The organism is Streptomyces sp. NPDC005963 (assembly GCF_040638655.1).
Classification (GTDB): domain Bacteria; phylum Actinomycetota; class Actinomycetes; order Streptomycetales; family Streptomycetaceae; genus Streptomyces.
Map to the genome: position 1 here is coordinate 1 of NZ_JBEXVD010000003.1, position 20,347 is coordinate 20,347.

Annotated in this window: 15 protein-coding genes; 8 read left to right on the forward strand and 7 right to left on the reverse strand. The window is 69.6% G+C overall.

Going from position 1 to position 20,347, the window contains the following annotated elements:
- Positions 1-194 precede the first annotated feature (194 nt).
- Positions 195-2,261, reverse strand: coding sequence for a bifunctional glycosyltransferase 87/phosphatase PAP2 family protein (locus ABZ348_RS06115; protein WP_358930427.1), 2,067 nt, complete (start codon positions 2,259-2,261; stop codon positions 195-197).
- Between the two features lie 307 nt (positions 2,262-2,568).
- Between ABZ348_RS06115 and ABZ348_RS06120 the strand changes: the two genes are divergently transcribed.
- Positions 2,569-3,294, forward strand: a complete 726-nt coding sequence (locus ABZ348_RS06120; RefSeq protein ID WP_358929862.1) for an O-methyltransferase — start codon at positions 2,569-2,571, stop codon at positions 3,292-3,294.
- Positions 3,295-3,368: 74 nt separating this feature from the next.
- Here the strand turns inward: ABZ348_RS06120 and ABZ348_RS06125 are convergent, their stop codons facing one another.
- Together ABZ348_RS06125 and ABZ348_RS06130 are read right to left on the reverse strand one after the other, a co-directional pair.
- Entirely contained in the window at positions 3,369-4,514 is a 1,146-nt protein-coding gene (locus ABZ348_RS06125; RefSeq protein WP_358929864.1) for a serpin family protein, read from the reverse strand.
- A gap of 44 nt (positions 4,515-4,558) precedes the next feature.
- Positions 4,559-4,966, reverse strand: a complete 408-nt coding sequence (locus ABZ348_RS06130) for a DUF3291 domain-containing protein (protein WP_358929866.1) — start codon at positions 4,964-4,966, stop codon at positions 4,559-4,561.
- Positions 4,967-5,082: 116 nt separating this feature from the next.
- On the opposite strand from ABZ348_RS06130, the gene ABZ348_RS06135 reads away from it, so the two are divergent.
- The 3 genes from ABZ348_RS06135 to ABZ348_RS06145 all read left to right on the forward strand — a co-directional run bounded on the left by ABZ348_RS06135 (position 5,083) and on the right by ABZ348_RS06145 (position 8,652).
- The gene (locus ABZ348_RS06135; protein ID WP_358929868.1) at positions 5,083-5,742 is read left to right on the forward strand and encodes a MerR family transcriptional regulator; all 660 of its coding nucleotides are present in this window, start codon (positions 5,083-5,085) and stop codon (positions 5,740-5,742) included.
- Between the two features lie 238 nt (positions 5,743-5,980).
- Positions 5,981-6,427, forward strand: a complete 447-nt coding sequence (locus ABZ348_RS06140) for a hypothetical protein (protein ID WP_358929870.1) — start codon at positions 5,981-5,983, stop codon at positions 6,425-6,427.
- Positions 6,424-8,652 carry a tetratricopeptide repeat protein gene (locus ABZ348_RS06145; protein ID WP_358929872.1) on the forward strand — a complete coding sequence of 743 codons (2,229 nt, stop codon included), beginning with the start codon at positions 6,424-6,426 and terminating at the stop codon, positions 8,650-8,652. Before ABZ348_RS06140 ends, ABZ348_RS06145 begins: the two co-directional genes overlap by 4 nt.
- A gap of 313 nt (positions 8,653-8,965) precedes the next feature.
- Here ABZ348_RS06145 and ABZ348_RS06150 read toward each other — a convergent pair whose 3' ends face one another.
- A complete protein-coding gene (locus tag ABZ348_RS06150) occupies positions 8,966-10,372 on the reverse strand; it encodes a VanZ family protein (RefSeq protein WP_358929874.1) in 1,407 nt (468 codons plus the stop codon).
- Between the two features lie 81 nt (positions 10,373-10,453).
- The gene (locus ABZ348_RS06155) at positions 10,454-10,873 is read right to left on the reverse strand and encodes a hypothetical protein (RefSeq protein WP_358929876.1); all 420 of its coding nucleotides are present in this window, start codon (positions 10,871-10,873) and stop codon (positions 10,454-10,456) included.
- A 648-nt stretch (positions 10,874-11,521) separates the two neighbouring features.
- Here ABZ348_RS06155 and ABZ348_RS06160 point away from each other — a divergent pair.
- Together ABZ348_RS06160 and ABZ348_RS06165 are read left to right on the forward strand one after the other, a co-directional pair.
- Positions 11,522-11,854 (forward strand): antibiotic biosynthesis monooxygenase, encoded by a 333-nt coding sequence (locus ABZ348_RS06160; RefSeq protein ID WP_358929877.1) that lies wholly within the window; start codon positions 11,522-11,524, stop codon positions 11,852-11,854.
- A gap of 663 nt (positions 11,855-12,517) precedes the next feature.
- Positions 12,518-12,997 (forward strand): GNAT family N-acetyltransferase, encoded by a 480-nt coding sequence (locus tag ABZ348_RS06165; protein ID WP_358929879.1) that lies wholly within the window; start codon positions 12,518-12,520, stop codon positions 12,995-12,997.
- A gap of 12 nt (positions 12,998-13,009) precedes the next feature.
- On the opposite strand, the gene ABZ348_RS06170 is transcribed toward ABZ348_RS06165, so the two are convergent.
- Positions 13,010-15,319 (reverse strand): MFS transporter, encoded by a 2,310-nt coding sequence (locus tag ABZ348_RS06170; RefSeq protein WP_358929881.1) that lies wholly within the window; start codon positions 15,317-15,319, stop codon positions 13,010-13,012.
- Here ABZ348_RS06170 and ABZ348_RS06175 point away from each other — a divergent pair.
- Entirely contained in the window at positions 15,270-15,941 is a 672-nt protein-coding gene (locus ABZ348_RS06175; protein ID WP_358929883.1) for an HAD-IA family hydrolase, read from the forward strand. The genes ABZ348_RS06170 and ABZ348_RS06175 overlap by 50 nt on opposite strands.
- 192 nt (positions 15,942-16,133) lie before the next feature.
- On the opposite strand, the gene ABZ348_RS06180 is transcribed toward ABZ348_RS06175, so the two are convergent.
- The gene (locus ABZ348_RS06180; RefSeq protein WP_358929885.1) at positions 16,134-18,950 is read right to left on the reverse strand and encodes a hypothetical protein; all 2,817 of its coding nucleotides are present in this window, start codon (positions 18,948-18,950) and stop codon (positions 16,134-16,136) included.
- Between the two features lie 274 nt (positions 18,951-19,224).
- Between ABZ348_RS06180 and ABZ348_RS06185 the strand changes: the two genes are divergently transcribed.
- Positions 19,225-20,217, forward strand: coding sequence for an NAD-dependent epimerase/dehydratase family protein (locus ABZ348_RS06185; protein ID WP_358929887.1), 993 nt, complete (start codon positions 19,225-19,227; stop codon positions 20,215-20,217).
- The last annotated feature ends 130 nt before the right edge of the window (positions 20,218-20,347 follow it).

Below are 20,347 nucleotides of genomic sequence, written 5' to 3' on the forward strand. Positions count from 1 at the left end.
GGCCCCCCTGCCTGGGGGGGGGGCCCACGGTCGTTTCTGTGTGGACCGTCGAACCGCGCGTACGCCCCGGATCCCCGACGGCCCGCTTCCCGGTGGCGGGAAACGGGCCGTCGTCGGATGCTGGCGGGAGCGGCGATCCACCCCGGGGGTCATGGGACCTCCCTTGACCCCCGGGGGCCTCGTCAGCTCAGCGACTACTGCGGCACCGCGGGCTCGGGGCGCGCTTCGCCCTCCGGGTCCTCGTGCCCCCCACCGGCCATGGCCGGCTCCTGCGCCGCGTCCCCTCGCCCACGGGCGGCGGGCACGGAAGCCCGCGCGGGTTCCGGTTCGCGCGCACTCGGCAGCACCACCGGCACCGGGGGCGGCAGCAGCTTGCGCCGGCCGGAGAGCACATAGGTGAGCGCGAAGCCGATGCCCACCACCGCCGCGCCGCCGACCGCATCGAGGATCCAGTGGTTCGCGGTACCGACGATCACGCAGAGCGTGATGAACGGATGGATCAGGCCCAGCAGCTTCATCCACAGCTTGGGCGCCAGCATCACGGCGACCACACCGCACCACAGCGACCAGCCGAAGTGGAGCGATGGCATCGCCGCGTACTGGTTGGTGACCGCCGTCATCGCACCGAACTCGGGCTTGCTCAGGTCCGCCGTCTTGTGGACGGTGTCGATGAAGCCCATCCCCGGCATCAGCCGCGGCGGTGAGAGCGGGTAGAGCCAGAAGCCCACGAGCGCCAGCAGGGTCGCGAAGGCGAGCGCGGAACGCGCCCAGCGGTAGTCGCCGGGGCGGCGGATGTAGAGCAGGGCAAGGATGATCAACGGGATGGGGAAGTGGAACGAGGTGTAGTAGAAGTTGAAGAAGGACTCCAACCACTCCACCTTCACCACGGCGTGGTTGAACCAGTGCTCGATGTCGAAGCCGAGCGCCTGCTCGATGGAGTTGATCTGACGGCCGTGCGCCCTGGCCTCGTCCACACTGCCGGTTGCCTCCAGCCTGATCCTGGAGTAGATGGAGTAGCCGGCCCGGATGACCATCAGTTCCAGCAGCAGATTGGGCCGGGTCACCACGCGCCGCCAGAACGGCAGCAGCGGCACCCGGCTCCAGCGCGACGGCGCCGGCTTCACGTACTCGGTGGGTACGGGACGCCGGAAGTGCGGGGAGGTCCTGGGCAGGAAGGGCACCGCACAGGCCGCGGCGAGCGCGGCGATCAGCACGGCGTTGTGGCGGATCGGCTCCAGCACCACCATGTTCGGCAGCAGCATCTTGCTGGGGAGGGTGACCGTCAGCACGATCAGCACGGGCCACAGCATCCGGTCGGACGCCCGCTTGCCGACCCGGCCGACGGCCGCGAGCAGCAGCCACAGCAACTGGTGCTGCCAGGTGGTGGGCGCTATGGCGATCGCCACGCACCCGGTCACGGCCACGGCGAGCAGCAGCTGGCCGTCCTGGGCGTACCGCACCGCCCTGCGCACACCGAACCACGCGACCACGGCGGCCAGGGCGAGGTAGAGCGCTATCTCCAGCGGGCCTTCGAGGCCGAAGCGCAGCAGTGCGCCGTGCAGGGACTGGTTGGCCAGTCCGTCGGGGTGGCTGCCCAGTCCGGCACCGGCGACGTGGTCGAACCAGTAGGTGACGGAGTCGCCCGGCAGGGCGGCCCAGGCCAGGGCCGTGCTGCCGGCGAAGGTGGCGGCGGAGGTGATCGCCGCCCGTCTGCGGCCGGTGAACCACAACAGCGGTACGAAGACGAGCACCGCGGGTTGCAGCGCGGCGGCCACTCCGATCAGCAGCCCCGCCACCCGTTCCTCGCGCACGGCGAGCGCGCCCAGGAGGACCAGCAGCACGGGGATGATGCTGGTCTGCCCGAGGTGGAAGCTGTTGCGCACCGGCAACGAGACCAGCAGCAGACAGACGGCCAGGGGGGCGGCCAGCAGACTGCTGCGCCGGGACACCGGCCCCGGCAGGGAGCGCGCCACCAGCAGTCCTATGCCCACGACCAGCAGGAGCGTGCCGATGGTCCACACGATGCCGAGTGCCTGCTCGGCGGTCCGGGTGAGCGGATTGAACACCAGGCCCGCGAACGGGGTGCCCGTGAACCGGTCGTCCGCGTAGAGCGAGCCGTCCAGGTGGAGGCCGCCGTCCGGGCCGATCCAGGTCTCCAGGTCCAGGAACCGCTCACCGGGCGGTTGCCGCAGGACCACCGTCGTCTGTCGTATGGCGAGGACGGCGGCCACAAGCCACAGGGCGAGCCTGGCCGCGCCCATTCTTGAGTCCGTCGTTGCACTCCCGCGCACGCTGTGCTCCGCGTTCGCCACGTCGCGCCGCGCCTCCCCTACGTTCCGTTACCATCGTGGTCATTTGGCTCACAGAGCCTTGCATTGCCCGTCCCAAGAGACTGCGGCAACCCCCTCTTTGCCTGACAGTCATCCCGTTTTGCTCGGATTTCCATCGGCGGGCGCCAGGTCGGGCGCGAAAGAGGTACGCGGGGGAACATACAAGACGTCGGACGTACGGATTGCCAGGTCGGCTCTGATACGGGCCCGAATTCGGGGTCTCGCCTACGTTTGTGTCATGACGGAAAAGTTGCCTACGGGATCACAGCGAGCGGACCACACCACCGAGGACGCGGCACAGGAGCGTTGGGAGGCGGTGGACCGCTATCTCACCGATCTGCTGGCCCCCGACGACGACGCCTTGACGACCGCGCTCACGGCGAGCGAGGCGGCGGGGTTGCCGTCGATCGCGGTCGCCGGCAACCAGGGCAAGCTGTTGCACCTGCTGGCCGCCTCGATGGGCGCGCGCACCGTCTTGGAGATCGGCACCCTGGGCGGCTACAGCACGATCTGGCTGGCGCGGGCGCTGCCCGACGGGGGCCGGCTGATCTCGCTGGAGTACAGCCCGGAGCATGCCGATGTGGCACGGGGGAACCTGGCCAGGGCGGGGCTCGACCACATCGCGGAGGTGCGCACGGGTGCGGCATTGGAGACGCTGCCGAAGCTGGCCGCCGAACCCGGAGCGGGCCCCTTCGACCTGTTCTTCATCGACGCCGACAAGAAGAACAACCCGCAGTACGTCCAGTGGGCGCTCAAGCTCTCCCGACCCGGCAGCCTGATCGTCGTCGACAACACCGTGCGCGGCGGAGCCGTGGTGGACCGGGACAGCACGGACCCGTCGGTGGTCGGCACCCGGGAGATGTACGCATGGGTGGCCCGGGAGCCGCGGTTGGACGCGACGGCGGTACAGACGGTCGGGGTGAAGGGGTACGACGGTTTCCTGCTGGCCCGGGTCCTCTCCTGACGGACGGATTCCGGGGGTCGCGCCGGCCGCTCCTCACGGGGGCTGGCGCGACTTCAGGGACGGTCCGCCCACGGTCAGGGCGCGTCGGACAGCGGCTCCTCGGGGCCCTTGGGGGCGCCCGACTGCCAGCCGGCGAACAGCGGGACCTCGCCGCTGCCGTCCATGACCGCGATGCCGAAGGGGCGGTCGAAGGCGATCGTGACGGTCGTGCGCGCAGGGGGCCGGGCCGCGCCCCGCGCCATCAGTACGGCGGTGACGGCCGCGGCCCGCACCCCGAGTTCGGCGGCCTCGACGACCGCCTCCTGGACGACCTGGCTGATCATGAGCGGTTCGGGTGACAGTGCGGAGAAGTCCGCGGTCGCCGAGGTCGCCTCGTGCACACCGAGCGCCGCGAGTTCCCCCGTGACGTCGTGGGTGGTGCGCAGCGCGAACCGGGGCAGCGCGACCACCAACTGATCGGCGGCGATCGGGGCGGCCCCGGCCCGTGGGGCCCAGGCCGCGGGGAGCACTTCGGCCGCGGACCGCCCTTCGGCACCGAGGACGAGTCGCACCCGGGCCGGTCGGCCGCCGTGGACCGGGGCACACGCGAGTTCCACGACGTACGACCCTTCGAACATCCATGCCTCGTCGCGCCTCAGCTCCCGGTGCATGGTCGGGACGGTGTGGAGTCCTCCGAGCGCATCACGGAAGGGCCGTGGCAGGGTGCGGGCGGCGTTGAAGGGCGTGGCCCAGCGCGCTTGCAGGACCAGTGCGTTGACCAGGGCCAGCACGATGGACGGATCGAGAGGGACGGGCAGCCGTTCGATGATCCCGTCGGTGGCCTCCCGTACCCAGGCGTTGATCTGCGCGGGGTCGATCGTGGTGGAGAACCCGATGTCGGGCAGGCCGGCGCGGAAGTCCTCATGGAGCGGAACGGTGCTCCACACATGGGTGGCCGTGGCGAGCGAGTCGGTCGCGGCCAGTTCGGCGGCGGCGTCGGTGGCCGCGGTGGCCGCTGGTGCTGCGGCGACGCCGAGAAGTGCGGCGAGTTCGTCGGCGGTCCTGCCCCGGGCGCCCGATGCGACGGCCGCGAGGGCCAGCCAGAGTCCGGTGGGCGAGCAGACGAATCCGCCGTCGTCGGGATTCCGCTCCTGCGCGGAGAGTTCGATCCGTTCGATCCAGCGTTCCGCCAGGTCCCGTATCGCGACGCCGTAGGTCCGCAGTCCCGTGATGTGTGCCATGGGGAGTGATCGTAGGACCCGCCGGCATCGGGGCGGCGGGGTCGTCAGCCGCGGGCGTCGGAGGCCGCCTGCTCGTCGAGGCGCCTTCTGGCGTCCGCCCAGTCGATGGGCAGGTCGGCCACCGGAGCCTCCCAGAAGGTGAACGTCGACGTCCGCATCACCGGACGGATGGCGCTCATCACGCCCCGGTGGGGTTCGGTCTGCGCGAAGGTGTAGAGCGCATCACGGTCCTCCCAGGCGGAGAGGGTGCAGAAGACGCGCTGGAACGGGTGGGCATCCAGGGAGACACCGAGGGCGCCGGGTGCTTTGCGCACTTGCTGCCAGGCGGAGACGGTCTTGAGGAGGAAGCGCGGGACGTCCTTGAGGGACCGCACTTCGAAGCGCGAGGCCATGACATAGGCGCGGGTGCCGGGACGGGCCGGGTGGGGCTTCACCCAGGGGAGAGCGGGCACGGGTATCCTCTTTCCCAGTTGGAGAGTGACACTATCCATAATAGATAGTTCCACTCTCCAGTGCCACAGGAAAGCCATCACCAAACGAAGCCAGCGCCGCAGGAAGGGTGGGGTCGATGAGGATCTCCGAGCTGAGCCGGCGCAGTGCGGTGCCCACCGCGACGATCAAGTTCTATCTGCGCGAGGGGCTCCTACCACCCGGGCGGGCCACTGCCGCGACCCAGGCGGAGTACGACGACTCGCACGTTCGACGACTCCGGCTGATACGTGCGCTGGTCGGAGTGCGCGGGTTGTCCGTCAGCGGCGCCAAGGAGGTGCTCGACGCCCTGTCCGGAGTCGAGACCGACACCCACGGCCTGCTCGGACTCGTCTTCGGTATCTGGCCGACCCCCGCCGGTCGGGCCGAATCCGCACCGCCCGATACGACCGCCGGCGCCGAAGCACCCAGCGAAGCGGCCGACCGTCAGTCCGTGGACGCCCTGATCACCGCAATGGAGTGGCGGGTCACCGAAGGAAACCCCGCCCGCGAAGTCATATCCGAGACGCTGCGGACCCTGCACTCGCTCGGGGTGGAGTACGACTGGCAGGACCTGCTGCCCTATGCGCAACTCGCCTCCCGCACCGCCGCTCTGGACCTCGATCAGCTCCAGGGACACGACGACCCGCTCGACAAAGCGGAGCGGGCCATCCTGCTGACGTTCCTGCTGGAGCCGGCGCTCCTGGCACTGCGGAGGCTCGCCCAGGAGGCGGAGTCGGCCGTGCGCCACACCAACTGACCCCCACTGCCCGACCGGGTTCGCCCCTGCCGAGCGAGACACCGCCGTGGTCCGGCGTCTGACGGAGCTCCTCGACGGCCACGCACATCACCACCCGCGCGGTGGAAGCGTCGAACGCAACTGCCCACGCCCCAAGCCCTCTTGAACGGGCGAGCGCCGCCCTGCACCCCCCGGTGCGTCCTACGCTGGACGCACCGCCGACCCGGTCGGCGATCGCTTTGGCGACGGGGGATGGAACATGTTGGCGGAGGCGCTCACGGCTGACGCAGGTGCCGGAGGTACGGCACGGGCGGGAGCGATGGCCACCGATGTCCGGGGCGAAGCCCGGGACGGAGTCGTCCGCTGGTTCCAACGGGACGCCCCCGACCGGCCGGCGGTGATCGAGGCCCAGTTGGACGGCGACGCCCACACCGTGATGACCCTGGCCGAACACCGCCGGGCCGACCTGGTGCGCGAGAAGTTGACCCTGCTGACCCGGCGGCTGAAACGGCACCCGGACGACGAAGGGGCCCTGCGGGAGCTGGTCGACCGCCTCCACGACGGGCGACCGAACACCATCACGAGCTGGCATCGGACCAACACCGCCCACGACGGCGCCACCCCGTTCGCCGCGCGGGGCGGCAATGTCGTCCACCACCAGAGCGCCCCGCCGCAGTCCACGAACGGTGGCGCGGCCCACCGGTGAACGAAGCCGCCCTGAACACCGGTCCCGGCGTCAGCCCCGGCCTAGCCGGCCGGACCACGGACGACGCTCTGGCCGCGGCGGACGAGGCCATCGCCCGATTCCGCAAGCTGGCCGCTGCCGACCCCGCGTACCGCACCATGCTGGCCGCGGTGCTGCTCCAGAGCGGGGAACTGCTGGCCCGCGTGCCCCGACCCGCCGAGGCGATCGCCCGCTGCGAGGACTCCGTGGCGCGCTACCGCATGCTCATCACCGAAGACCCCGCGCTCCTGCCCCAGTTCGCGGCGGCCCTCGCCGGGCTCGGGGACGTGCTGCACCGCGGCGGCCGACTGCGGGAGGCCCTGGCGGTGACCGAGGAGGCGGAGAACGTCCACGCCTCGCTGCGGGCGGTCGACCTCCTCGCCTTCGTCAAGGCGGCACCACAACACGCGGAACTGACCCATCACCGCGCCCGGCTCCTCGCGGAGGTCGGCAACCACCAGGAAGCTCTGACGGTCGCCGAACACGCCGTGGCCGACCTGCGGCGGCTGGTGCCCTTCGCCCCTCAGGCCCGTACGCCCCGACTGGCCACCGCCCTGCTCACCCTCGGCGGACGGCTGCACCACGTCGGACGCACCGCGGAGGCCATCACGGTGACCGAGGAGGCCGTCGACCTGTACCGGTCCCCGGCCGCCTCCCGGGCCAGACTCGCCACCTCCGTCCACACACTCGGCTCGCTGCTCGCAGCCGCCGAGCGCACCGCGGACGCCGAACCCCTCCTGACCGAGGCGCTGGAACACCACCGACGACTCGCCGAGTCCGACCCCTCGCAGTGGCTGCCCCACGTGGCCAAGGCCCTGCACGACCTCCGGGCCCTCACCGTGCGGGCCCAGGTCGCCTGGAGCACTCGACGCGAGATCGACCGACTGGCACGACAACTGCGCCGGCGACGCGACCGGACGGGCCTGTGGGAACTCACCATCGCCGTGCCCGTCGCGGACGCGGCCCGCATCGCCCGCCGCCTTCCCCGACGGTGGAACCCACCGGACCCGACCGCGGCGCCGCTCTTCGCCAAGCTGCGCGCCGCACGACCGCGTGCGCTGGCCGGAGCAGCACGGTCCACGGGCCGTAGGGCCGTCGTCCGCACCCACGACCCGATCCACAGCGCCCGCCAGCTCTCCTTCGCTCCGACGGGCCCGCTGCTCACCCTGATCACGGCCCCGGACGCGGGAACCGACCGCGTCCACCTGCTCGACACCACCACCGGACAGCGCACCCTGCTCTACTCAGGCCCCGCCGGCCACGGCTCCTTCACCACCCTGCCATCGGGCGAAGTGGTGGCGATCCGCACACCCTGGCTCGGCCGTTCCGCCGCCAGGGCGGTGCAGGCCCCCCGGCACGGACCGTGGGAGCTCGTGCAGTACGCGGCCGGTCGCACCGAGCGCCTCGGCAGCGGGCCGCTCTTCGACGGAGCACGCGCCGTGGCGATCGACGACGGCTATGTGATCGGACTGCGTCCGCGCTCGGCCGCGCTGCTCGGCCATCCCGGCGCGCCCCTGCGCAGGGTCGATCTGGCCTCCTTCGGCCTGGGCCGCGGCGATGTGGTGGCGGCGGACCCGACCGGAACCCGGCTGGCCTTCGCGGACGGCCCGTCGGTGGTGCTCACCGACTCCGCCCTGACCACGGCGCTGGCCCGCGGAACCGCGCCCCCCGACCACGGACATGTGGAGGAGCTGGTGTTCGTCTCCAGCGATGAACTGGTCTCCGTGGGAGATCGCGGCAGCGTCTTCCTGTGGCAGGTGGTGGACGGACGGCTGCTGGTGGTCGCAGCGACGGAGAAGGCGCCAAGGCTGCGCCATCTGTTCGCCGTGCCCTCCTGGCGCACGGTCGGCGGTTGGGCACCGGGCGAGCAGCGCGCCCACTGCTACGAGACCGCAACCCTGACGCCACGGGACCTGCCGCGCCCGAGCCCGCGCCCGCCACTGGCCGTCGCCGCCTCATCCGACGGCCGCCGTCTCGCCTACGCGACCGGAGGCGGCTTCGGGCGCAAGAACAAGGGTGCGGCACTCACCGTGCACGATCTGCTGCACCCGTCCGCCGTCTGGGAACGACCGTTGGCCGCGCTCACCACGGCCGAACTGGAACCGTCCTGGGGCGCGGTGCAGTCGCTGCCGCCCGACCAGCGCGAGCTGCTGCTCCTGACCCGTGCGGCCGTGGAGCACCGGGGCACGGTACGGACCCCGGGGTGAGGGAGCTCACGGCACCGGACCGCGACAACGAACCGGGAGCGCATCCGGAGCCCGCAGAACGAGAACCCGCTCGCAGCGCACCGCCACCTCACGGAACTGCTGGTGCGGGCGGGCCACCATGAAGGGGAGACGGTCGCCATGACCTGCCTTGTCGACGATCTGACCGAAGGGGTGGCCACGGCGCCGCCCGGCCAGGATCGAACGCCCGGATGCTGAAGTCCCGAAGGCTCGCCGACATCGACCGAGCCGCTGGATCGGAGTACTGAACGGCTGGCAGTCAAAGGCCGAGCCGGGTCCGACGCCCAGACACCCCTCAGTCGACTTTCAGCGGCCGATCCGCACCGTCGTACACCTGTCCTGTCACAGCGTCTACGCGCCACAGTTCCGTCATCTCCGACGCCTCCGGATCGGGGTTCGGAACACGCGCGCCGATCGACAGGTTCACCAGCCACTCAGATCGCCACGTGCCCTTCCGTTCGACCCCCTTGAGCGTGAACGCTTTGGCCCGGAGATCGTCCGCGATGCCCTCCGCCCGGGGACCAAGCCGGGAGATCATCGCGGCCCGCGCCGCCTTCTCTGCCTGTCCGGCGCTCACTTTCGCCTTGTCGAGCGTCAACCGCTTGGGGCCGAGCGTCACGTCCACCTGTGAAACGTGCCCGGTCCTGTCGATCTGCACGTCCAGCATCCGCGGCATCAGCACGCCGTCGTGAACCCAGCGCCAACTGGTCATCCACCCCAGCTCCGCCTTCCCGCCCACCGGATACGTCTTGTGCTCAACCGCGTCGGCCCCCCATGGATAGCGCTCACGCATGTACGACAGCGCGATGTTGTACGCCTCTTGCTCGTTGGACGGTGCCTTCGCCCCTGGAACGGGATACCCCATGACGCTGGGACGGTCGCTGTCCTTCAGGAGCACGTTCAGGTGCCTCTTGTCCGGCCAGGACAGGGTGCCACTACTGAACGCCTTCGGGTGCCTCTTGTCCCGGCTGAGCAGGATGAAAACAACGTTCCTGCACGGCGCCCCGACACACGGCTGGTCCTGCACGCGGCCCAGCGCGTACCGATCGCCGAACGCTTCTTCCACCACCTTCTCGACGGCCCGCACTTGGCTGGAGTCCGCAGCCGACAGACCCGTGCCGTCCACGTGCGAGAAGGTCAGCATCGGGCGGGCCACGCCCACCCCCAGCACCAGCAACACCGCGGAGGCGATCAACGACGCCTTCGTACCGGCACGCCAGTCGAGCGGCATGCGCCTGGCCAGGACAGAAGCGGCAACCGCCAGTCCCACTAAGCCGCCGAGGATGTTCATCTGCGCGTCCGAGCTGTCACACACCCGCCCCAGACCGCTCACCTCGGCCTGGGTGAACTCGATGGCCAAGGGCAACGTCACAATGCCTATGAGCGCGGGCAGCGGTCGGCGCGAGGCAAGCAGGGCGAAGATCCCGAGTGGGACCGTCATGGCGAGATTCCATAACCCTTGCGTCGCCTGGAAGGGCTGCGTGAAGTCGTGGTTGATGACGCATTGACCGCTGGCCCTGCCGCTGCCCATAAAGGTGACACCGAGCACACCGGTGAGCGTGGCGACAAGCCCGGCCCACCACCCAGCGCAGGGGTTGCCCAATCGGACGGAGATCCACCATGTGAACCCTCCCAAGGCCAGGGCTATGAGCACGAGGGCGGCTAAGTATCCGTAGTGGTTCTGGAAGATCGCGGTGAACACGGGTGATTTCCTTGCCGGGGTCAGGCCGTGGGGCGGCGAAGGGGCCCCACCCGAAGGACGGGACCCCTAGCGTTACGGACTTCAGCAGTGCGCGGCCGGAGTCTGGTAGGTGCCTCCGCTGTACTGAAGTACTCCGGTGCTGTTGTAGCAGCGGTAGTCCCCGAACTTAGACCAGTTCTTCGTCGTGGTCTGACCGGAACTGATCGTGAAGTAGGAGGAGTAGGTGGTACTACCGCTCATGGTGTAGCCGAGGCGAATGCTGACCGCGGATCCGCCGGACTTGTAGTAGATGGTGCGAATACCGGTGTAGGGATAGTCGTCCCACTTACCGTGGGTCAGGATCCCGTTGGAGAGACTGGTACATCTGTGCGACGGTGAGCCGCCAGCAGTGTAACCGGATGAACTGCAGTAGCTGTTGGCCGATGCGGCAGGCGCGCTGAACATGATGGTGCCTGCGGCGAGGGCGCAGGCGAGCGTTGCGGCACTGGTCTTGGATCGCACTCTTTCGTTCCTCTCACGTTTTGACGTCAGGCACTTCAGCACATGAAATCCGTACTGGAGGTTCAAGGCGCTGACTGAATTTTCCCGATGGACCCAGGGGAGGGCCTCGAGAGGAGATGAACACGCCACGCACCAAAAGGCCACCAATCACGCGACCAATGACTGGAACGGAATACCGGGCCAGACACCTTTGGCCAGAAGTCGTTCCGCGCACCACATAACGGAACAAAATCGTCCGCGTGATAATTGCGTGTGCTGAATCAGAATTCACCTCGCCCAGCGACGCCGGCATTTACCCAGGAACCTGGGCGCGAGAAGAAGGGGCCGATCAAACGGATCCGCTGTGGCACCCCCACCGGTAGCGCCGCCCGAGTCCGACGGGCTCAACTCCCATGCCACGATCGGTCCCTTGAGGACCCATCCGCAGGGCAGAGCATGTCCGTCGACATTCCGGGCATCCCACGAGTTACACATCCGGTGCCTTCAGAGCGTCGTGCCGCTCACCGGACCCACGGATGTCGGCCAGGGCGGTGGCGGTACCCGCGGGCCACCCTCACGGCGCCCTGCCCGACCGATGTAGGAGACTGCACGCATGTGATCAAAGGTCGGGCTCGCTGCTCGGCCGTGCGTCTCCCGAGAGGTGGTCCTGTGGCCAGCGTGGTAAAGATCAATGTTCTGACCGTCCCCACCGAACAGCGCGAGGTGTTGGAGAAGAGGTTCGCCGCACGAGCGGGGGCGGTGGAAAACGCCGATGGTTTCGAGTGGTTCGAACTGCTGCGTCCGCTGGAGGGCACCGACCAGTACCTCGTCTACACCCGTTGGCGCAGCGAAGCGGACTTCGAAGCGTGGATGGCAGGCTCGATGCGCGGAGCCCACGGCCAGGAGGGCGAGGCTCGAAAGCCGGCCGCGACCGGGTCTACGGTGTGGTCTTTCGAGGTGGTCCAGACAGCCGCGCCCCGCTCCACGGACGCTGCGGGCTGATATCGGTGGCGGCGGGCAGACCTCCGATATCGAATGCCCGCCGCCGAAGAGATCCGCACAGAGGCAACACCGGACAGGATCATGACGATGTCCTGAAGGCCGGGTTCGGACCTTGGACAGGAGGTCGCCCCGTGCAGTGCCAGGCACGATGGGCACCAACCGGAAGCAATCTGGATCCTGCCGCACCCCTTGCCGAATCACTCGGTGATAAGAACTGTCGGGTCGAATTCACGATCCCGAGAACGGATCTCTTCACTGCTCACTGTTGAACTGCCGTTGCCGTTGCCGTCGCCCAGAGATGTGGGGTGGGCCATGGCTACGGCAACACAAGCCCAGAATCGCATTCGCGACGTTTAAACCTCGATGCAGGGACGTGTAATCCACGGCAGCGCAATCCGATGCTCTTCGCTTTTCACGCCGCTCCTGCGGAAAGGACGCCGGATTCGATCCATCCGCCATCCTCCTGGCCTGCAAAATTCGGCGAGGGAAAATAGCGAAGGAGCATGATTCCATTGGCGCGCCCCGTTCGCTATATGCCGAACCATGGTGCTTCATCGCCCGCACGGAAGCAAGGGTTCGCCCAGTGATGGGCAAAGGGGCGTTCGCCGCAGGTCCCGATGAAAGTCGCTGGCCCGCAGCACAGGAGAGCAGATACACAGGGGCATGACGTCTTGGTCCTTCACCCCCGAAGCCTTCGACTCCCCCGCGGCCGGCAGCCTGCGCCACGACTACTACACAGAGGTCGCCAGCCGTTACTGGAAGCGGCCCGCGACCGCTGCGGAGATCGCTGAAGGACTCAGGGGCGACGGCGTCGAACTGCTCGCCCCGCCCACCGGGCAGTTCGTGGTGGGACGGTTCGACCGGGCGCCGGCGGCCTGTGGTGGCGTGTTGATGTTGGATGCGGAACGCGCCGAGCTGACCCGGGTGTATCTGCGGCCGGCGCTTCGTGGGCGACAGGGCGGGCGGCTGCTGTTGGCGGCGCTGGAGGAGGAGGCGCGGGGGCTGGGGGCACGGCGCATGGTGCTCAACACCCGGCTCGATCTCGTCGAGGCACGAAGGCTCTACCTCCGGCAGGGCTACCGGGAGATCCCGGCGTACTGCACCGGTCCGTATATGGACGTCTGGTACGGCAAGGAGCTGTGAGTCCGCACCTGCTCAGGGTGCGCGGTGGTCGCGCTTGGGACCGGGGCCCTGGGGGCGTTCCTCGTCCGATCCGCAGAGTTCGGCGTTCAACTGCTCGACCAGTTGCACCAGGTCCGTGGGCCGGTCGGGTCCCCACCAGTCCCCGAGCAGATCGGCCAGGGACTCCTCCCGGGCCTTCGCGAGCCGTACGGCCGTCTCCAGTCCCTTCTCGGTGAGCAGTAGTTGTACGCCTTCGCGGTGGGCGAGTTCCCGCTCCTCCAACTGGCGGGAGGCGTCGGTGATGACGGTCAACGGGACGGGGGTGGTGTCGGCGAGGACGCCCGGTTCGACGGTTCCGTGGCGGCGGATGCGCAGCAGCAGCCAACTGGAGGCGGGCAGGAGATCGTAGCCCGCGCGTTGGGTGATCTTCTCGTACACATGGCGTCTGCCCTCGCGGGAGCCGAGCACCGACAGGGCGCGGGCGACTTCTTCGTGGGAGGAGCGCTGTACGGGGTTGGAGGCGAGGGTCTGGCTGGGTTCGGGGGCGGTGACCGAGCCGCGCAGCCGGTCCTCCTTGAGGAACCAGGCGGTGATGAAGGCGACGAGGACGACGGGCACCGCGTACAGGAAGACGTCCGTGATGGAGGACGCGAAGGCGTGCAGCGCCGATGCGCGCAGTCCGGCGGGGAGTTCGGCGATGGTGCGCGGGTCGGCGGCGAGGTCTCCGGCGCGGGCGCCGGGTGGGACGTCTTGGCCGCGTAGGGCCGCGGTGAGGTTGCGTTCGAGCCGGCTGGTGAAGATCGTGCCGAAGATGGCGACGCCGAAGGACGCACCGATGGAGCGGAAGAAGGTGGCGCCCGAGGTGGCAACCCCCAGGTCTTCGTAGGGGACGGAGTTCTGCACCACGAGGACCAGCACCTGCATGACCAGGCCGAGCCCGGTGCCGAAGACGAAGAAGTACGCGCTCATCTCCCAGGTGGAGCTGAATTCGGTGAGCCGGTGCAGCAGCAGGAGTCCGATCGCGGTGATGCCGGTGCCTGCGATGGGGAAGACCTTCCAGCGGCCGGTGCGGCTGACGATCTGCCCGGAGGCGGTGGAGGCGATCAGCAGTCCCAACACCATCGGCAGCATATGGACGCCGGACATGGTGGGGGTGACGCCCTGGACGATCTGGAGGAACGTCGGCAGATAGGTCATCGCGCCGAACATGGCGAAGCCCACCACGAAGCTGATGACCGCGACCAGTGTGAAGGTGCGGATGTGGAAGAGCTTCAGCGGGAGCACGGGCTCCGCGGCCCTGCGCTCCACCAGGACGAACAGGACCAGGAGGACGGCGCCGAGGACGGCGAGGGAGACGATCTGCGGTGAGCCCCAGCCCCAGGTGGTGCCGCCGAGCGAGGCGACGAGGACCAGGCAGGTGGCCACGGAGGCGATGAGGAAGGTGCCCAGGTAGTCGATGGTGTGCCGGGTGGGGCGGGCGGGGATGTGGAGTACGGCCGCGATGACGCAGAGCGCCACCACGCCGATGGGCAGGTTGATGTAGAAGACCCAGCGCCAGCTGAGGTGCTGGGTGAAGAAGCCGCCGAGGAGCGGGCCGAGCACGCTGGTGGTGCCGAAGACCGCACCGAAGAGTCCCTGGTACTTGCCGCGTTCGCGCGGCGACACGATGTCGCCGACGATCGCCATCGAGAGGACGATCAGTCCGCCGCCGCCCAGCCCCTGGAGCGCGCGGAAGCCGATGAGCTGGGCCATGTTCTGGGCGACTCCGCAGAGCGCGGAGCCGATGAGGAAGATCACGATCGCCGATTGGAAGAGCTTCTTGCGGCCGTACTGGTCGCCGAGCTTGCCCCACAGGGGGGTCGCCGCGGTGGAGGCGAGCATGTAGGCGGTGACCACCCAGGAGAGGTGGTCGAGGCCGCCGAGTTCACTGACGATGGTAGGCAGTGCGGTGGAGACGATGGTCTGGTCGAGTGCAGCCAGCAGCAGACCGAGCAGGAGCGCGCCGATGGCGACCAGCACCTGTCGGCGGTTCTGGCCCTCGCCGGGGGCGGGGCTCGTGGGCGTGGTGCTCACTTCCTGAGCCATGCCGTTCTCCTCAGGGTCCGCGTCCTTCCCATCGTGGTGGGTGCGTGCGCATCTGGCCTGCGGGGTTGGGCCGGGGGTGGCGGGTGCGGGAGCTGTTTTGTACCATGCATAAACAAAATGGTTCGCGGGCCCGCTCCCCGATCGAGGGGGCGACCGAGCCCCGATGCGCCCTTTCCGCACCACCACCACGGAGCACGGAGTACATCGAATGCCGGCACCAACCACCACCCTCACCGCCCGGGCCCTCCTGCTCGACATGGACGGCACCCTCGTGAACTCGGACGCGGTGGTGGAGCGCTACTGGCGCATCTGGGCCCTGGAACACGGTCTGGACCCGGAGCGGGCGCTGAAGGTCGTCCACGGTCGGCAGGGGTACGCCACGATGGCGGAGTTGCTGCCGGACCGGCCGATGGCGGAGAACCACGCCGAGAACGCGGTGATGCTGGAGCGCGAGACCGCCGACATGGACGGGGTCGTGCCGGTGCCGGGTGCCGGAGCGTTCCTCGCGGCGATAGCCGCGGCGCCGCACGCCCTGGTGACCTCGGCCGACCGGCCGCTCGCCGAAGCCAGGATGGCCGCCGCCGGGCTGCCGATGCCGAGCGTTCGGGTGACGGCCGAGGACGTGAGCGCCAGCAAGCCCGACCCCGAGGGCTTTGCGAAAGGTGCCGCGGAGTTGGGATTCACCGCGGCGCAGTGCGTGGTCTTCGAGGACTCCGAGGCCGGGATCCTCGCCGCTCGGGCGGCGGGGATGCGGGTGGTGGGAGTGGGCGAACGAGCCGGGGCGCTGGACCCTGATCTCCACGTCACCGATCTGAGTCAGCTCGAAGTGACGTTCCGGGACGGTGTGATCACCATGGTCGGCGTCCGCGGCACGGACTGAACCCGGCTGAATCTGGCTGAATCTGGATGAACCAGTCTTAATCCGACTGAATCTGGCGGCGTACCCATCGAGCCCATGCCGGGGGCTCGCCCGTACGACCACAGTGCCCCGGGACCGTACGGTCCCGGGGCACTGTCGGCTCGATCCCCGGATCGGCCCCGGGTCATCTGCCACTGGTCACACGTCGGACTGCTAGGACGCGTTCTTCACCGTGCCGGTGTAGTACGCGCCGGGCACCGGGTTCCAGTTCCGGTCGTACTGGAAGAACCTCAGCCGTGTGGTCTCGTCCGCTTCGCTGACCGTGTCCGTGATGGTGGGCACCGTCACCTCGGCGGTCTTCTTCCCCGGGAGGATGATGGCCCCCAACCATGGATCGTCCGCGACCTTGGCCAACGGCCGTTCCGGGGTGGCCGACCCCCCGAACTGCCGGTCGATCCACGCGGGGTCGACGTCGAGGGTGGAGAGGGCCGGTCCGCTGGTCACCGGCTGGATGGAGAATCCGGTGACCACATCGGCGTCGGCGACCGCAGAGGCGGACACGCGCCACTTCAGCACGCCGCCCTCGGTCACCCGAGGCGCGACCGGGGTGACCGTGATCTTGGGCATCGGGTCGTCGTCCAACACCGTCACCCCACCGAAGTAGGAACCGATGGCGGCGCCCCGCACTGCCTTGACCGCCAACATGTTCCAGATGTCGTACCCGTAACGGGTGTTGCCCTTCACCTTGATCGGGACGTTGATCGAGTGGGTGCCCGCGGTGACCGTCACCGTCTTGCTGGTGAGCTTGTCGGTGGCCAGATCCCTGATGAACAGTCGGATCTGTCCGCTGCCCTTGCCGGTGACCTTCGCCGGGATCTGGTAGGTCCGCTCCCCCGAGTTGCCCTCCTTGACGCGGAGCATCCCGATGTCCACCCGGGGCAGTTCGAGCGGCGCCACGGCCGGGGTGCCGGGGCGCCAGCCCCAGGCGTCCACCAGCCACGCCCGCCCGGACGTGGTACGCGGAGTGAGCTCCAGGGTCTTCAACTGCTTCAGGTTGAGCCCGGCCTTCACCGCCGCGGTCAGCGGTACGCGGACCTCGCGCCCCCAGTGAGCGGAGGTGCGGTTCGTCCCCGGCAGTCCGTCGACGGTGGCGCGCCCGAGGGTCGCCTTGCGGCCCGCGGTGTCGGTCACGGTGACGTCCACCTTGGTGCCGGTGGTGTTGGGCGGCACGATCAGACGCAGCGCCAGCGACTCGGCGCCGGCCACGGAGACCGGACGTGCAGGAGTCATCCGTACCGGGGTGCCGGCCTTGGACCAGTTGAGGGCGACGGACTGGCGACCGGGTTCGGGCGAGACCACGAACTCGGCGAAGTGCGGTGACGACCCGGACTCGTTCGGGCTGAGGCAGGCCGTCTTCGCGCGGTGGTCGACCTGGTTGCACAGTCGGCCACCGGTGACGGCGATCGAGGAGTCCGGCACGACGAACGGTGTGCGGTTGCCGCCGACCGCGTGGGTGAGCACCCGTGCGGGATCCGCCGACGGTGCGCGCAGGTTCGAGCCGTCCAGCAGCGGACGCACCCGGTCGTCACCCCCCACGAACAGTCGGGCAGCCGCCGCGATGTAGGTGGAGCCGGACTTCTGCTGCTGCGTCGGCGTCAACCGGTGCGCCGAGGTGCCGAGCGCACACACGGCGTCCGGCTTCTCGCCGGGCTCCGGAGGATAGAAGTCGTCGTCGGCCGGCGCCTCGGCCTGTCCCGGCGTCCACTCGGTGTTGAAGTAGTTGTGGTTGGCGCCGATGACGTACACCGAGCTGTGGAGGGAGGCGCCCCGGCCGGTGCCGCGGGTGCCGTCCGCGTAGATCTGGCCCTGGAGGTCGGACACATCGCCGTCGCAGCCGGGCAGAATCGTCATGGAGGGCACGTCGGGGGCCGGGTTGTGGCCGAAGACGGTGGGGCCGATGAGGACCGTGCCGCGGATGCGCCAGCGCGCCGGACCCCGGTAGCCGTCTTCGGCGGCCGGAGGCTTGTAGCGGCTGTCGAGCGCGGCGCGGTTGACTCCTTCGCCGCCTCGGGAGTGACCGACCAGCAGCACCCGGTTGAGATCGGCGGGCGCACCGGCCCGTACCGCCGCCGGCGCCTTGGCCGGGGCAGCACCCCACTCGGCCCAGCGGGCGAGGTGCAGCCGCACCAGGGACGAGCGGGCCTGCGCACCGGCGTCCTCGACCATCGCGTCCTGCGCGTTGATGCCGTTGGCGGAGATGGACACCGTCACATAGCCCTGGGAGGCGAGGAGCTTCTGGTCGTGGAGGTAGCCCCGGTAGCTCGGCACCGCCTTGAACCCGGTCTCGCACGGCCAGGACATGCTGATCTCGCCCTTGGCGTCGTAACAGGTGAAGTGACGGCCGTGCAGGAAGAGGGCGACCGGCCTGCGACCGGGGGCGTCGGTGGGTGACACCACCGTGGCGCGCATCTCGATCGGGTTGGTGTAGCCGGGCAGCCGCACCGAGTTGAGGGCGTACTCGCCGCTCGTGGTGCGGTACGTGCCGGGGACACCCGGGTCGACGGGGTTCGCCGGGAGGGGCGCGGCCGGCTTCGTCGGCGCGGCGGAGCGGCGGGCGTCGGCACCCTCGGGCGCTGCGGCGGCGTCGAGGCGGCGACCGGCGGCCAGCACCTTGAGCTCCTCGGACGCTCCGATCCGGATGCCCCCCAGGTCGAGCCGGAAGCTGCGCTGGTCCTTCGTCGGAACGGGGCTGCCGAGGAAGCGGTTCCCGGCGTGGAATTCGATACGGGCGTTGCCCACGGGCACCGGTTCGGTCGACGTCCAGACCAACTGCTTCTCGGCGCCCGTGCCGGTTATCTCCCAGCCGTCGGGGAGCGGGTTCCCCGGACTGCCCGGTGGTGCGGACGATATGAGACCGGTGGGTCGTTGCGCTTGTGTCGTCCCCGGTGCGGCGTGCGCCAGCCCCGGTACCCCCACCGCAAGAGTGATCACCGCAATGGCGGCCGTCACCCTGCGCGAAACACGGTTCAAGGTGGTCCTCCTCCTCGTCGGTCGTGCCCGAACACCCCGGGAACGCCCGGGGTCCTCGTTGTCACAGGACGGGGAACGGTGGTGGGCGGTTGCCTCGCGGCGCACACTGTGGCTGTAAGGAAACCTGCACGTCACGGACAGATTGCGGACAGCGCACCGGAATGTGTTCATCCGTTGACGAGGGTTCAGGTCCGGTGGGAGTGGCACCGCATGACGGGTCTGCCGACAGCAGATTCCCGTTCCCGTTCGATGCCGACGCTGTTTCACTGGGGCGATGGAGATCCTCGTACTGGGCGGCACGGCATGGGTGGGGCGGGAGTTGTCCCGACAGGCACTCGTGCGCGGGCATCGGGTGACGTGTCTCGCCCGCGGTGAAAGCGGAGCCGTCGCCGGTGGCGCCACCCTGATCGGCGCCGACCGGCGTGACCCCTCGGCGTACCGGGCCCTGTTGGACCGCACCTGGGATGCGGTCTTCGAGGTGTCGTGGCAGCCGGGGTTCGTCCGCGACGCACTCGACCGTCTCGCGGACCGGGCACGGCACTGGACGTACGTCTCTTCGATCAGCGCCTATGCATCACATGCCGCACCGGGCGCCGATGAGTCCGCGGCGCTGCTCGCACCCACCGATCGCAGCACGGTCGATCGGGACGCGTACGGCGAGGCCAAGGTCGCCTGTGAGCGGGCCTCGGCCGATGCGGTGGGCGACCGGCTGCTGGTGGCACGCGCCGGACTGATCGGGGGTCCCGGCGATCACAGCTGTCGGTCCGGCTACTGGGTGGCCCGTGCCGCCCGGGACCCGCACGGACCGATGCTGGTGCCGGACACCCCCGCCCTGCCGACCCAGGTGGTCGACGTACGGGACCTGGCGGCCTGGCTGCTCGACGCCGCGGAGGCGAGGACGACCGGCACCTTCGACGCGGTGGGCCCGATCGTGCCCTTCGGGGAGTGGATCGCACTGTCCCGTGCGGCGGGTGGACACACCGGCCCGGTGGTCGCCGCCGACTCGGCCTGGCTGCTGGCCCAGGGGGTGGCCGAGTACATGGGGCCCGAGTCCCTGCCGCTCTGGCTGGTCGCACCGGGCTGGGAAGGGTGGTCGGCCCGGAGCGGTTCGGCGGCGGACCGAGCGGGGTTGCGGCATCGCCCCCGGGCGGACGTACTGGCCGACACACTGCGCTGGGAGCGGGAACAGGGTCTGGACCGGCCGCGCCGCGCGGGGCTCAGCGCCCCTCGCGAGCGGGCGCTGCTCGACGCGAGCCAGCTGCATTGACCTGCGGGGTTGTTGACCCGGCGGATGGTTCCGGCCGTTCCGCGGCACCCGAAACGCGATGTCGTTTTCCCGCCAGCACCAGTGGCCTCGCTCGGGAGAGGGTCGACGAAGGCCCGGGCTTCTGATCTCG

What these genes read in the sequence shown, in the direction of transcription:
- ABZ348_RS06115 (WP_358930427.1), bottom strand. Translation starts at nt 2,261, where the DNA reads ATGGGCGCGGCCAGGCTCGCCCTGTGGCTTGTGGCCGCCGTCCTCGCC.
- ABZ348_RS06120 (WP_358929862.1), top strand. Translation starts at nt 2,569, where the DNA reads ATGACGGAAAAGTTGCCTACGGGATCACAGCGAGCGGACCACACCACC.
- ABZ348_RS06125 (WP_358929864.1), bottom strand. Translation starts at nt 4,514, where the DNA reads ATGGCACACATCACGGGACTGCGGACCTACGGCGTCGCGATACGGGAC.
- ABZ348_RS06135 (WP_358929868.1), top strand. Translation starts at nt 5,083, where the DNA reads ATGAGGATCTCCGAGCTGAGCCGGCGCAGTGCGGTGCCCACCGCGACG.
- ABZ348_RS06140 (WP_358929870.1), top strand. Translation starts at nt 5,981, where the DNA reads ATGTTGGCGGAGGCGCTCACGGCTGACGCAGGTGCCGGAGGTACGGCA.
- ABZ348_RS06165 (WP_358929879.1), top strand. Translation starts at nt 12,518, where the DNA reads ATGACGTCTTGGTCCTTCACCCCCGAAGCCTTCGACTCCCCCGCGGCC.
- ABZ348_RS06175 (WP_358929883.1), top strand. Translation starts at nt 15,270, where the DNA reads ATGCCGGCACCAACCACCACCCTCACCGCCCGGGCCCTCCTGCTCGAC.
- ABZ348_RS06170 (WP_358929881.1), bottom strand. Translation starts at nt 15,319, where the DNA reads ATGTCGAGCAGGAGGGCCCGGGCGGTGAGGGTGGTGGTTGGTGCCGGC.
- ABZ348_RS06185 (WP_358929887.1), top strand. Translation starts at nt 19,225, where the DNA reads ATGGAGATCCTCGTACTGGGCGGCACGGCATGGGTGGGGCGGGAGTTG.